This is a genomic window from Nocardia pseudovaccinii NBRC 100343 (assembly GCF_001613225.1).
Taxonomy (GTDB): domain Bacteria; phylum Actinomycetota; class Actinomycetes; order Mycobacteriales; family Mycobacteriaceae; genus Nocardia; species Nocardia pseudovaccinii.
Genome location: NZ_BDBY01000299.1, coordinates 1 through 11,277, shown reverse-complemented (window position 1 = coordinate 11,277; position 11,277 = coordinate 1). Strand labels below are relative to the sequence as shown.

Annotated in this window: 14 protein-coding genes and 2 pseudogenes; 12 read left to right on the top strand and 4 right to left on the bottom strand. The window is 66.2% G+C overall.

Features of this window, described 5'->3' with window-relative positions:
• Positions 1-225: pseudogene (locus tag NP3_RS35420) on the bottom strand (LLM class flavin-dependent oxidoreductase); the annotation flags it as partial.
• Positions 226-576: 351 nt separating this feature from the next.
• Here NP3_RS35420 and NP3_RS35415 point away from each other — a divergent pair.
• A complete protein-coding gene (locus NP3_RS35415) occupies positions 577-981 on the top strand; it encodes a Fur family transcriptional regulator (protein ID WP_373864805.1) in 405 nt (134 codons plus the stop codon).
• Between the two features lie 36 nt (positions 982-1,017).
• A complete protein-coding gene (gene katG / locus NP3_RS35410) occupies positions 1,018-3,249 on the top strand; it encodes a catalase/peroxidase HPI (RefSeq protein WP_063046085.1) in 2,232 nt (743 codons plus the stop codon).
• 39 nt (positions 3,250-3,288) lie between these two features.
• On the opposite strand, the gene NP3_RS35405 is transcribed toward katG, so the two are convergent.
• Complete coding sequence (locus NP3_RS35405) at positions 3,289-4,506, bottom strand: metallophosphoesterase (protein WP_245721239.1); 1,218 nt, start codon at positions 4,504-4,506, stop codon at positions 3,289-3,291.
• 153 nt (positions 4,507-4,659) lie between these two features.
• On the opposite strand from NP3_RS35405, the gene NP3_RS48440 reads away from it, so the two are divergent.
• The 10 genes and pseudogenes from NP3_RS48440 (at position 4,660) to NP3_RS51225 (ending at position 10,131) form a co-directional block, all read left to right on the top strand.
• The gene (locus NP3_RS48440) at positions 4,660-4,815 is read left to right on the top strand and encodes a hypothetical protein (RefSeq protein ID WP_157124766.1); all 156 of its coding nucleotides are present in this window, start codon (positions 4,660-4,662) and stop codon (positions 4,813-4,815) included.
• Positions 4,816-4,851: 36 nt separating this feature from the next.
• Positions 4,852-4,959 (top strand): annotated as a pseudogene (locus NP3_RS50830) (BBE domain-containing protein); the annotation flags it as partial.
• 74 nt (positions 4,960-5,033) lie between these two features.
• Entirely contained in the window at positions 5,034-5,414 is a 381-nt protein-coding gene (locus NP3_RS35400; protein WP_040690485.1) for a BlaI/MecI/CopY family transcriptional regulator, read from the top strand.
• Positions 5,411-6,358: a M56 family metallopeptidase gene (locus NP3_RS35395; protein WP_063046084.1), complete on the top strand. Its 948-nt coding sequence runs from the start codon at positions 5,411-5,413 to the stop codon at positions 6,356-6,358. Before NP3_RS35400 ends, NP3_RS35395 begins: the two co-directional genes overlap by 4 nt.
• Before the next feature lie 69 nt (positions 6,359-6,427).
• Positions 6,428-7,540, top strand: coding sequence for a winged helix DNA-binding domain-containing protein (locus tag NP3_RS35390; protein WP_063046083.1), 1,113 nt, complete (start codon positions 6,428-6,430; stop codon positions 7,538-7,540).
• A 145-nt stretch (positions 7,541-7,685) separates the two neighbouring features.
• Positions 7,686-8,246: a GNAT family N-acetyltransferase gene (locus NP3_RS35385; RefSeq protein WP_063046082.1), complete on the top strand. Its 561-nt coding sequence runs from the start codon at positions 7,686-7,688 to the stop codon at positions 8,244-8,246.
• Positions 8,247-8,448: 202 nt separating this feature from the next.
• Complete coding sequence (locus NP3_RS35380) at positions 8,449-8,940, top strand: winged helix-turn-helix transcriptional regulator (protein WP_063046089.1); 492 nt, start codon at positions 8,449-8,451, stop codon at positions 8,938-8,940.
• A 25-nt stretch (positions 8,941-8,965) separates the two neighbouring features.
• Positions 8,966-9,382: an NUDIX hydrolase gene (locus tag NP3_RS35375; protein ID WP_084509422.1), complete on the top strand. Its 417-nt coding sequence runs from the start codon at positions 8,966-8,968 to the stop codon at positions 9,380-9,382.
• Between the two features lie 39 nt (positions 9,383-9,421).
• Positions 9,422-9,919, top strand: coding sequence for a sensor domain-containing protein (locus NP3_RS35370; RefSeq protein WP_063046081.1), 498 nt, complete (start codon positions 9,422-9,424; stop codon positions 9,917-9,919).
• A gap of 86 nt (positions 9,920-10,005) precedes the next feature.
• Entirely contained in the window at positions 10,006-10,131 is a 126-nt protein-coding gene (locus NP3_RS51225; protein ID WP_281197649.1) for a hypothetical protein, read from the top strand.
• Between the two features lie 176 nt (positions 10,132-10,307).
• On the opposite strand, the gene NP3_RS35365 is transcribed toward NP3_RS51225, so the two are convergent.
• Together NP3_RS35365 and NP3_RS35360 are read right to left on the bottom strand one after the other, a co-directional pair.
• A complete protein-coding gene (locus NP3_RS35365) occupies positions 10,308-10,916 on the bottom strand; it encodes a GTP-binding protein (RefSeq protein WP_063046080.1) in 609 nt (202 codons plus the stop codon).
• Entirely contained in the window at positions 10,897-11,271 is a 375-nt protein-coding gene (locus tag NP3_RS35360; RefSeq protein ID WP_063046087.1) for a DUF742 domain-containing protein, read from the bottom strand. The genes NP3_RS35365 and NP3_RS35360 overlap by 20 nt, the downstream gene beginning before the upstream one ends.
• Positions 11,272-11,277 lie beyond the last annotated feature (6 nt).

Below are 11,277 nucleotides of genomic sequence, written 5' to 3'. Positions count from 1 at the left end.
CCAGGCCGGGCGTAGCGGAGAGGCATACACCCATGTGCCCACGCGCAGGTCGGTCATGGCCGCGACGGTGGCCAGCATGGGACCGGGTGCCGGTTGCATCTGCGGGAAGTCGGGCACCAGCAACGTCGAGTAGCCGCTGTCGGCGATGCGGCGCACGCGATCCCGCCACGTCGCCAGGTCGGTTCTGACCGGGGCAACGACCCCGAAACGAAACGGTCTCGTCATGACTGGATTTCTCTCTGTGGTCGGCGAGATCACCTGCCAGCCCACCCGGGGGAGGTCCATGATCATCTCCTTCGGTATATCCAGAGACAGAGACGACGGATCCACCCGGAATTCATCGGTACAGCCGAGATCCCCTACACCCGCCTGGCGAGCGCCCCGAACTCGGCATGAGTGCGCATTCGGCCCACCTGGGCGGCTGGATCGCCAACGAACACCGCACGCACCGAGCGCCCAAGACAGCCCTGTAGTGCGTCGATGTTGCTGGCACTCCCGACGACGCGGCGATGCTTGACTCGTTCCAGAAAGCGGACGAGACTCCTGGGCGTGTCCACGGCCACGGAATTCCAGCAGATGCTGCGGGGAGTTTCGCTTCGCGTGACCGCTCCGCGTATCGCGGTATTGAGTGCGGTGCACGACCATCCACACGCCGACACGGATTCGATCATCCGCGCCGTGCGATCTCGCCTGTCAGCGGTGTCGCACCAGGCGGTGTACGACTCGCTGCGCGTGCTCACCGCCGCAGGCCTGCTTCGATGCATTCAACCGTCCGGCTCGGTCGCGCGGTACGAAACACGGGTCGGTGACAATCACCATCACCTCGTATGCCGGGGGTGCGGATCGATCGCCGATGTCGACTGCGCGGTCGGCGAGGCCCCGTGCTTGACCGCGTCCGACGAGCGCGGCTTCGCCGTAGACGAGGCCGAGGTCATCTACTGGGGCATGTGTCCCGATTGCGCCGCGTCCCACGCCGATTGATCACGCAGCCCGCTTACCCATTCAGGAAGGAATGTCATGACATCCGACAGCCGCCCACCTGCTCCTGAGACCGGAACTCGAAGCGCAAGCGAGAGCGAGAACCCGGCCATCCCGTCCCCGACGCCGAAGACCGACCATCGCCCCCGCACCAATATGGATTGGTGGCCCGAGCAGATCGATGTCTCGATGCTGCACGCACATTCGTCCAAGTCCAACCCGCTTGGCGAGGATTTCGATTACGCCGAAGAGTTCGAGAAGCTCGATGTCGACGCGCTGAAGGCCGATGTCGCCGCGGTCCTGACCGACTCGCAGGACTGGTGGCCCGCGGACTACGGCAACTACGGTGGCCTGTTCATCCGGATGAGCTGGCATGCGGCGGGCACGTACCGGATAGCCGACGGGCGCGGCGGCGGCGGTCAGGGCGCCCAGCGCTTCGCGCCGCTCAACAGTTGGCCGGACAACGCCAGTCTGGACAAGGCGCGTCGGCTGCTGTGGCCGGTCAAACAGAAGTACGGCAACAAGATCTCCTGGGCTGACCTTTTGGTTTTCGCTGGCAATGTCGCTCTCGAATCGATGGGTTTCCAGACCTTCGGCTTCGGTTTCGGCCGTCCGGATATCTGGGAGCCGGAAGAGGTGTACTGGGGCCCGGAGGACACCTGGCTCGGCGATGAGCGCTACAGCGGTGACCGAGATCTGGCGAAACCTTTCGGCGCTGTCCAGATGGGCCTGATCTATGTGAATCCGGAAGGGCCCAACGGCCGCCCGGATCCGGTGGCCGCCGCGCGGGACATCCGAGAAACGTTCGGCCGGATGGCGATGAACGACGAGGAGACCGCCGCACTGATCGTCGGCGGCCACACTTTCGGCAAGACCCACGGGGCCGGTGATGCCGACCTGGTCGGTCCCGAACCCGAAGCGGCCCCGCTCGAGCAGCAGGGCCTTGGCTGGAAGAGTTCCTTCGGTACCGGTAAGGGCAAGGACGCCATCACCAGCGGTCTCGAGGTCGTCTGGACCGCCACTCCGACCAAGTGGGACAACGGCTTCCTGCAGAATCTGTACGGCTACGAGTGGGATCTGACCAAGAGCCCGGCCGGGGCGTGGCAGTGGAAGCCGAAGGACGGTGCGGGGGAGGGCGCCATTCCGGATCCATTCGGCGGGCCTGCCCGAACCCCGACCATGCTGACCACGGACCTGTCTCTGCGGGAAGATCCGATCTATCGGGAGATCACCCGCCGCTGGCTGGATCACCCCGAGGAACTGTCCGAGGCGTTCGCCAAGGCGTGGTACAAGCTGCTGCACCGTGATATGGGCCCGCTCAGCCGCTATCTCGGGCCATGGGTTCCCGAGCCGCAGCTGTGGCAGGATCCGGTTCCGGCCGTCGATCACGAACTGATCGATGAACAGGACATCGCGGCGCTGGGGCGCAAGGTCCTCGACTCCGGCCTCTCGGTCACGCAGCTGGTCAAGACCGCTTGGGCGGCGGCGGCCAGCTACCGCAGCACCGACAAGCGCGGCGGTGCCAACGGCGCCCGGATTCGGCTCGAGCCCCAAAAGGATTGGGAGGTCAACGAACCCGTCGAGTTGGCGAAGGTACTTCCCTTGCTCGAGCAGATCCAGCAGGAGTTCAACAATTCGGCCGTCGGCGGCAAGAAGGTCTCGCTGGCCGACCTGATCGTCCTCGCCGGGTCAGCGGCGGTCGAGAAGGCGGCCAAGGACGCCGGGCACGACATCACGGTGCCGTTCACACCCGGCCGGACCGACGCCACACAGGACAACACCGATGTGGAATCGTTCGCGGTGCTCGAACCGCGGGCGGACGGGTTCCGCAACTACGTGCGCTCCGGCGAGAAGGCTCCGCTGGAGCGTCTGCTGCTCGACCGCGCGTACATGCTCGACGTGACGGCTCCGGAGATGACGGTACTGGTCGGCGGCCTGCGCGCCCTGGGCGCCAATTACAGCGGCAGCAAGCACGGTGTGCTTACCGAGCGTCCGGGCATGCTGACGAATGACTTCTTCGTCAACGTGCTCGATATGCGCACGGAATGGAAGGCCTCCGAGTCCGCGGAGAACGTCTACGAAGGTTTCGACCGGTCCTCCGGCCAGCCCAAGTGGACGGCCACCGCCAACGACCTCGTCTTCGGTTCGCATTCGGTGCTGCGCGCGATTGCCGAGGTTTATGCGCAGCAGGATGCAGCAGAGAGGTTTGTGAACGACTTTGTCGCCGCGTGGGTCAAGGTGGTCGAGAACGACCGGTTCGACCTCGCCTGATCTCGTCTGGGTCGGCGGTGGCGGGCGGCACGTAGCGCGTCACGCCTGTGTCGATGCCAGCTCGATCACGGTGATATCGGAGGGGGCGCCGACGCGCACCGGGGGTCCCCATGCGCCCGCGCCGCGGGTGACGTAGAGCTGGGTGTCACCGTAGCGTTCCAGGCCCGCGACGGTCGGATTGGCCAGGCTCGCAAGGAAATTGCCGGGCCAAAGCTGGCCGCCGTGGGTGTGGCCGGACAGTTGCAGGTCCACGCCGAACTCGACCGCATCGTGGATCTGCACCGGCTGATGTGCCAGCAGCACCGCGGTACGCGCGAGGTCACGGTCGCCGAGCGCGGCGGCGAAATCCGGCCCCTGCCCGATGCGTCCACCCTGAATATCGTTGACACCGGCGAGGTCGAAATACGGCAGCTCGGTGCGGCTGTTCGCCAGCAGCCGCAGTCCGAGTTCCCGCACATGTTCGATCCACTGCTCGGCACCGGAGAAGTACTCGTGGTTGCCGGTGACGAAATAGGCGCCGTGACGTGCGTGCAACCGCGACAGCGGCTCGACCGCCGAGCGCAGGTGCTCGACGCTGCCGTCGACCAGATCGCCGACCACGGCAATGAGATCGGGTTGTGTGCCGTTGATCGTCTCGACCACTCGCTCGGCGAATCCCCGGCCCAGAATCGGACCGAGATGAATATCGCTGACCACGGTGATCCGGAAGCCGTGCGCGGCGCGCGGCAGGTTGGCCAGCGGCACCGTCAATCGCTTCACCCGCGGCCCGGCCAGCACGCTGTGGGTGCCGTATCCGACTGTGGACACCGCCGCCAGAGTCGCCGCGGCGCCCACCGAACGAGATACAAAGAGCCGCCGCGAAACCGGCGTGGGACGGCCCTGCAACGCGCCCCCGATTTCCGGAACCTCGACCGCCTCCTCGGACGAGCGCGCGATCCAGCGCCGGAGAAGCGGCCGGACCAGCTCGCCCACCACTAGCCAGAGCACGAGATAGAGGAACAGCGCGCCCCACATATAGCCGGGCCACGCGATGATCCGGGTGAGCAGGAACGGAACTCCGGCCGATTCGGATGCGACTGCGCCGATCAACAGTGCTGTCCCGGCAATGATCACCCCGGTCCCTGCCCAGCGGGCGATCGATCCGCGCTCGGTCGTATCCCGCACGAGCCGCCGCCACAGATACCAGTGCACGCCGACGACTCCGAAAACGACGACTACCGCGCCGACGACGATTCCCACAGCGACCACCACGTCCACGGCAGCACTCTATGTCCGATCGAGGACAAGGTGCGCTCAGTGCATTGCGGCGTTCGCTGTGTGCCGCTGCGCAAGTGGTGCCGGACTCGATCGCCGAAAGGGCGCGTTCGACCTCGATCGCTTCGAGCTGCCCGTCGCCATCGTCGCGCTGGTGTGGTCGGTCCTCGCGCTTTTTGTGCTGGTGGCGCCTCGGCGGCGTTCGTCCCGGACCTGATCGTGCTCGGCGGATTGTTCTTCCTCGCCCTGCTGATACTCGATCGCGAAGCGCTCGAGACCGAGCCCGGAGAAGTGAGCATCTTCGAGCATTGAGGTGGCTCCGCGACCGCCGATGGGGAGCGCGAGTACTACGGCGCCAACTGCGAACGGCCACGTCAGATGAAGGCCCGAGACGACCCGCATAACGTGTTCAGCTTCGAGCAGAGCGTGCCGCTATCGAGCGAATCTACGGTATGACTACGTAGCAATCAGCCGAGCCAGCTACTCTGAGACGTCAGAGATGTCCAGTAGTTGATGAGGGAGACGGCATCGTGCGTGGATTCGGGGATTTGGAGGCGGTGATCATGGACCGCATTTGGGATCGGGACGCGGAGACCACAACGGTCCGCGAAATCTTCGACGAACTGGCCGCCGAGCGCGGTATCGCCTACACCACGGTCATGTCGACCATGGACAATCTGCACCGCAAGGGCTGGTTGGCGCGCGAACGCGCGGGCAAGGCATATCGATATTGGCCGACGCTGACCCGCGAGGAACACAGCGCGCGGCTCATGCTCGAGGCGCTCGGTTCCGGTGGGCGCTCGGATCTGGTGCTCAGTCATTTCGTCGATCGGATCAGTGAGGAGGAGTCGGCCGGACTGCGTGCCGCGCTGCGCCGACTGACCTCACGCAAAACCCCAGAGGCGCCGTGAACGTAGCCGTCAGCCTGATGATCTACGGCAGCTTGGTGGCCACCTTCGGCCCGACCGTGCTGCGCAGACTGACCCGGCGCGGCGTCGCGCCCCGGCTCGGGGTGCTCGCCTGGCTGGTCGCGATCGCGGGGGCACTGGGTGCGTGGGTCATCGCGGCCGCCATGCTGATCGTCGAATTCGCCACCTACTGGCATCCCACCGATACGCTGCGCGACTGCTATAACGCGCTGGCCACACCGATGCGCCTGCACGGTGGCCTGCTGGTCCAATTGGGCACCCTGACCTGCGCGGCGCTGGTCGCCGTCGCGCTTCTCGGCATCCTGGCGCACGCCGCACAGGCGATGCTGTACATGCGACGCAAAACCATCGCACACGGACGCGCCGTTCGCATGGTCGGTCGTCGTGTGCCCGGCGTCGGCGCGGTCGTGCTGGATTCGCCGGAGCGCCAAGCCTATTGCGTGGCCGGACGGCCCGACACCATCGTCGTCACCAGCGCGGCCGTCGACGCGCTGACCGAGAAGCAGCTCGCCGCGGTGCTCGCCCACGAGCACGCACATCTGAGCGAGCGACATGCCGGACTGCTCCGATTCCTGCGCGGCATCGCGATCACGCTGCCCGGGACGCGTCTGGTGACCGACGGGGTGCACGAAATCGGCCGACTACTCGAGATGTGCGCCGACGATACCGCGGCGCGCACGCACGGCCGGGAGCCGCTGCTCGGGGGCCTGCTCGCGATCGTCGGCGCGACCGAACCGCTCCCGGCGGGCGCGTTGAGCGCCGCGGCCACTGCCGTACTGGATCGGGCCGAGCGCTTGGTCGCACCGGTCGGCGCGGTGCGTCGCGCGACGAACCGGACCGCATTGCTCGCCGTGATGGCGGCGACCGTAGTGGGCCTTCTCGAGATCGCGGTCGGAGTACTGTTCTGCAGCACAGTGCTGGGATGAATCCGGTACTGCACCGGACCCGGTAAGGGGTTGGGTCCGGTCGGTCGGCAGAACAGAGGAGGGGCATAGGTGCACGTCACCTGGGATCAGGTTTTCGCTTGGCGGCTGCGCAGGCAATTCGTCGCGTCGCCCGATGATGTCGGGGTCGCCCAGATCGTCGAGCGGCTGTGCGGTGTGCAGGCTCAGGTGACCGCGGCCGCGGATCTCGCGGTGGCGCTGCGGCGCAGGAAACCCGATCCTGGTGCGCTACTACCGGAATTGGCGGCGGGCACCCTGATGAAGACCTGGGCCATGCGCGGAACATTGCACGCTCTCGCTCCTGATATGGCTGCCGCAATCCTCTCATTGATCGGCTCCGCCCGGACCTGGGAAAAGCCCGCTTGGCAGCGCACCTTCGGGGCGTCGCCAGCGGAGGTCGCGGCGCTGGCCGATGCGGTGGCGCAGGTGCTCGATGGCGTGGTGCTCAGCCGGGACGAACTGGTCGAAGCGCTGGTCGCCGACCCCGCATTCCATCGGCTCGGCGAGGAATTGCGCTCCGGCTGGGGTGCGCTGCTCAAGCCGCTGGCCTGGCAGGGGGCACTGTGTCACGGTCCCGCGCAAGGTAATCGGGTCACCTTCACCAGCCCGGCCCATCTGATCAACGGTTGGCGCGGCCTACCCGAACCCGATGCGGCCGCACCCTTGGCCATTACCGGCTACCTCGGCGCGTACGGCCCGGCGACCCCGGAAACCTTCGACGCCTGGCTCAGCCGCAACAGCCTGAAGAAAACGACGGTGCGCCGGTGGTTCTCCGAGCTCGGGGACGCACTCACCGAGGTCGATATCGCGGGCAGGCGCGCCTACATACTCACCGAACACGCCGACGAGCTGGCCGCGACGAAGTCGGCGGGCACCTCGGTACACCTGCTGGGCGCCTTCGACCAATATGTCCTCGGACCGGGCACCGGCGACACCGAACTGCTCCCCACCGAACATCGCGCGCGGGTGAGCCGGGCAGCGGGCTGGATCTCTCCCGTCCTGGTCATCGACGGCCGGATCGCGGGCACCTGGGAGACCATTACCGACGATCTATCCGTCACCACTTTCGCTGGCGCACTACCCCCGAGCCGCGACCTCGAGACCGCAGCCGACCACGTCGCCGCAGCCATGGGCCACCCGGGATTCACCGTCCACGTGGCGTAGCGACCACATCTGGTCATGGTCACCATGCGTGGGTGGCGGCGTCGGCAAGCGAGCGGCCCACAACACCAGCACAGTGATCATCCGGCCAGCTATGCCCGGCGCTGCTATGCACAGGGGGACGCGAGGATTCAGCCAGAATGGCCGGATGAGCCCGCTGTCAACACTGTCCACCTCCGAAATCACCGCGGATCGTCTCCTGCTGCGCAAGGCGCATGACGGCGACCGCGAGGGGTTCATCGAGTTGCAGACCGATCCGGAGGTTCGGACATATCTCGGAGGCCCGCGCCCCCGCGATGCTGTCGAGCGGTACCTCGACGCCGTCGGCACCGCCAATGTGACGGCGAATCCGGGCGTGTACGTCATCGCGGACAGGAAGACGAACCGTCTCATCGGAACGCTCATGCTCAACCGCCGATCCGCCGACCAGCCCGGCCACCTCACCGGCGATGGCGAAGAACTGGAACTGACGTATCTTCTGCGCCGTGATTCCTGGGGCGCGGGTCTGGCATTCGAAGCGGCGACAACCGCACTACACGCAGCTGCCGCCGAACTCCCGGACCAGCCGGTCCTGATCATCACCCGGACAGCCAACCAGCGCTCGCTGAAACTCGCTGCCCGCCTTGGTTTCCAGCCGATCAGCACCTTCGAAGCCTTCGGCGCGGAGCAGACCCTGGCGACTGCCCGCCTATATACCTACAGAGCCTGAGCTCATGCTGTGGCGGGGCATGGTCAGGGTGGGGAAGAGGAAGCCGGGCGGCAGTGCGAGGGTCGCGGCATCGATCGGCGGTCCGGGGACAAACGAGATCCACGCGCACATCCGGGCCTCGTCCGCGCCGAGCAGCGGCAGTGGCCCGGCGGCCGGTCGGATTTCAGTGAGTTCTTTGAAGCAACCAACTATGCTGAGGCTCATGCGCAGGACCAGCTTCGACGAGATGAACTGCTCGGTCGCCCAATGCCTGGAGGTGGTCGGCGAATGGTGGACGCTGCTGATCGTGCGCGACGCACTCTTCGGCGTGACCCGCTTCGACGACTTCCGCGCACGCCTCGGCATCGCCCGCAATGTGCTAACCCAGCGCCTGGAACACCTTGTCGCGCACGACATCATGGTCAAGGTGCCGTATCAGGAGAATCCGGTCCGCTACGACTACCGGCTGACCCCCAAGGGCCGCTCACTGTGGCAGGTCGTCAATGCCATGCGTCAATGGGGTGACGAGTGGGCCGCACCCGACGGTCCGCCGGTGCAGGCCGTGCACGAATCCTGCGGTAAGACCACGGTGATCGAACCGGTCTGCGCCGAATGCGGCGAGCGGGTACGCGGGCAGGACCTGAGCCCCGTCGATGGTCCCGGCGCGGCCGACGGGCGCTCCATCCTGCCCGCCGACCTCCAGCACGCCCACTGACCGATACGTCCATTAGGCTGCGGCGGTGGCGGATGGGCGAGAGCAGAAGCTGATCGACACGGTCGCGTGGGTGCGCATCGAAGACGGCCGCATCCTGTGTGCGCGCCCGAAAGGGAAGGACATCTTCTACATTCCGGGCGGCAAACGCGAAGGCGCGGAGTCGGACCTGCAGGTGCTGCTGCGTGAGATCGAAGAGGAATTGACCGTCGCGCTGCTCCCGGAAACCGTAGCCCACGTCGGCACCTACGAGGCCGCACTGCACGGACCGGCCAGCGATGTGGTCGTCCGGATGAGCTGCTACACCGCCGACTACCGCGGCACCCTCGCGGCAAGCAGTGAGATCGAAGAGGTCGCCTGGTTCTCCTATGCGGATCGCGCGCTGGTGCCGCCGGTCGATCAACTACTGTTCGACGACCTGGTCGATGCGGGCCGACTGGCCTGAGGTGCCCGCGCATCCGCCGCGCGGGATACGGTCGATGGCATGACCACGGTTCGCTCACTGTTGCGTTGGGCCGCATATGCGTTGGTTGCGCCGGTGATCGGTCTCGGCCCCATAGCGAGCCGGTTTCGGGTTCCGCGCCGGTTGCTGGGCATTTTCATCGCGCCGCGAGATTCCCTGGCAGTGCGTGCGGTCGCGCATTCGGTGCTGGCCGGTGTGGTCGGCCTGACGACCTGGTTTCTCGCCTTCCTGGCGACAATCGCGGCGGTGCGCGGAATCTTCTATCCGCTCATCGCGGACAACGATCTCGAGCACTCGTGGGGCGGTCCGACGCTGGCGGGGGCCTGGGCGGTACACGCATTGCTCGGGGTCGGGCTACTACCCGTATGGGGACTGGCGCTGGCCGGACTCGGTGCGGTGCAGGTGCGCCTGACTCGCCGGTTACTCGGTCGGCACGGTCCCTGGTGGCCGATTCCGGTATCGCTGCTGCTGGCCATCGGTGGCGCGCTGCTCTTCGTCTCATGGTTGCATCAAGCCTGAATGCGGCACAACTTTTCAAAGTAGCCCACACCGGTACCGAACTGGGTCCACTCAACCGTGCTCACTGTGACCGCGGTCGCCGAGTCATGGCGTTGGCTTCGAGCAGGAAGTTCCATACCGACCGCGATGCCGAGAACACCCGTGCCGCAGTCCGTTTCGACGCCGAGACCCGCGATACCGACCCCGATCAGGATCCGGCGCTGACCCCGTGAATCATGTGCGGATCGTGTCGGGGCCGGTGGAGCGTGCGTGCACTCGGCTCGTCACCCTCGAACCGGCGCTCGGTGAACACACCGAACGCCGCCTCGTCGGCTGCCTCAACGACTGGAAGGTCGACGGCATCACCGGCCACCACATCAGCATCAGGATGAAATACCGCCAGCCGCGATCAGGTGACGACCGGAGCGCGCCCGGCTCGTTCGATGAGGTGCTGGACCAGGTCCAGCAGCACGTCCTTGCAGGAGGCACGATCGCGGGCATCACACAGCATGACCGGAATGTGGTCGTCGAGATCGAGTGCGTCGCGGACTTCGTCGATGGTGTAGACGGGTGCGCCGTCGAAGCAGTTCACGGCGACGAGGAAGGCGAGTCCGCGTCGTTCGAAGAAGTCCACGGCGGCGAAGGAGTTGTCGAGTCGTCGGGTGTCGGCGATGACGATGGCGCCGAGTGCGCCGCGTGAGAGTTCGTCCCACAGGAACCAGAACCGGTCCTGGCCTGGTGTGCCGAACAGGTAGAGCACCAGATCGCGGTCGATGGTGATACGGCCGAAATCCAGCGCCACTGTCGTGGTGGTTTTCTGTTCGACGCCGGATAGGTCGTCGACCCCGGTGCTGACCTCGGTGATCAACTCCTCGGTCCGCAGTGGTGCGACCTCGCTGATCGAGGAGACCATGGTTGTTTTGCCGACGCCGAATCCACCGGCGATGAGAATTTTGACCGAAGCCGCCAGCTGCGGTGTCGCAGCCGACCGGGTCGGATCAAAGCTTTCGGATGCCATCCAGTACCGCTCGCAATATGTTGAGATCGCCGGGACCCGCGTCCGGCTGCACCGGCGCCCGGAAGATCAAGTGGCCCTCGCCGATCAGATCGCCGACGAGAATCTTGGTCACCGCCAAGGGGAGTTTCAGATACGCCGCCACCTCGGCGACCGACTGTGGTGCGCGGCACAGTCGTACGATATCCGCGTATTCCGGATCGGTCCGCCGCAGGGTGGGCGGCGGATCGGCCATGACGACCACGGTGAGCATGTCCAGGTCATGGCCTGCCCCCATCACCCGCCCGCGGGTGACCGCATAGGGCCGGACCAGCGGACCAGCCTCGTCGTCGAACCATTGCCCACCGCTGTGTGTCATGGCAAA

Coding starts and splice junctions, on each gene's coding strand:
- NP3_RS35415 (WP_373864805.1), top strand. CDS start 577: ATGCTGCGGGGAGTTTCGCTTCGCGTGACCGCTCCGCGTATCGCGGTA.
- katG (WP_063046085.1), top strand. CDS start 1,018: ATGACATCCGACAGCCGCCCACCTGCTCCTGAGACCGGAACTCGAAGC.
- NP3_RS35385 (WP_063046082.1), top strand. CDS start 7,686: ATGAGCCCGCTGTCAACACTGTCCACCTCCGAAATCACCGCGGATCGT.
- NP3_RS35380 (WP_063046089.1), top strand. CDS start 8,449: ATGCGCAGGACCAGCTTCGACGAGATGAACTGCTCGGTCGCCCAATGC.
- NP3_RS35370 (WP_063046081.1), top strand. CDS start 9,422: ATGACCACGGTTCGCTCACTGTTGCGTTGGGCCGCATATGCGTTGGTT.
- NP3_RS51225 (WP_281197649.1), top strand. CDS start 10,006: ATGGCGTTGGCTTCGAGCAGGAAGTTCCATACCGACCGCGATGCCGAG.
- NP3_RS35365 (WP_063046080.1), bottom strand. CDS start 10,916: ATGGCATCCGAAAGCTTTGATCCGACCCGGTCGGCTGCGACACCGCAG.
- NP3_RS35360 (WP_063046087.1), bottom strand. CDS start 11,271: ATGACACACAGCGGTGGGCAATGGTTCGACGACGAGGCTGGTCCGCTG.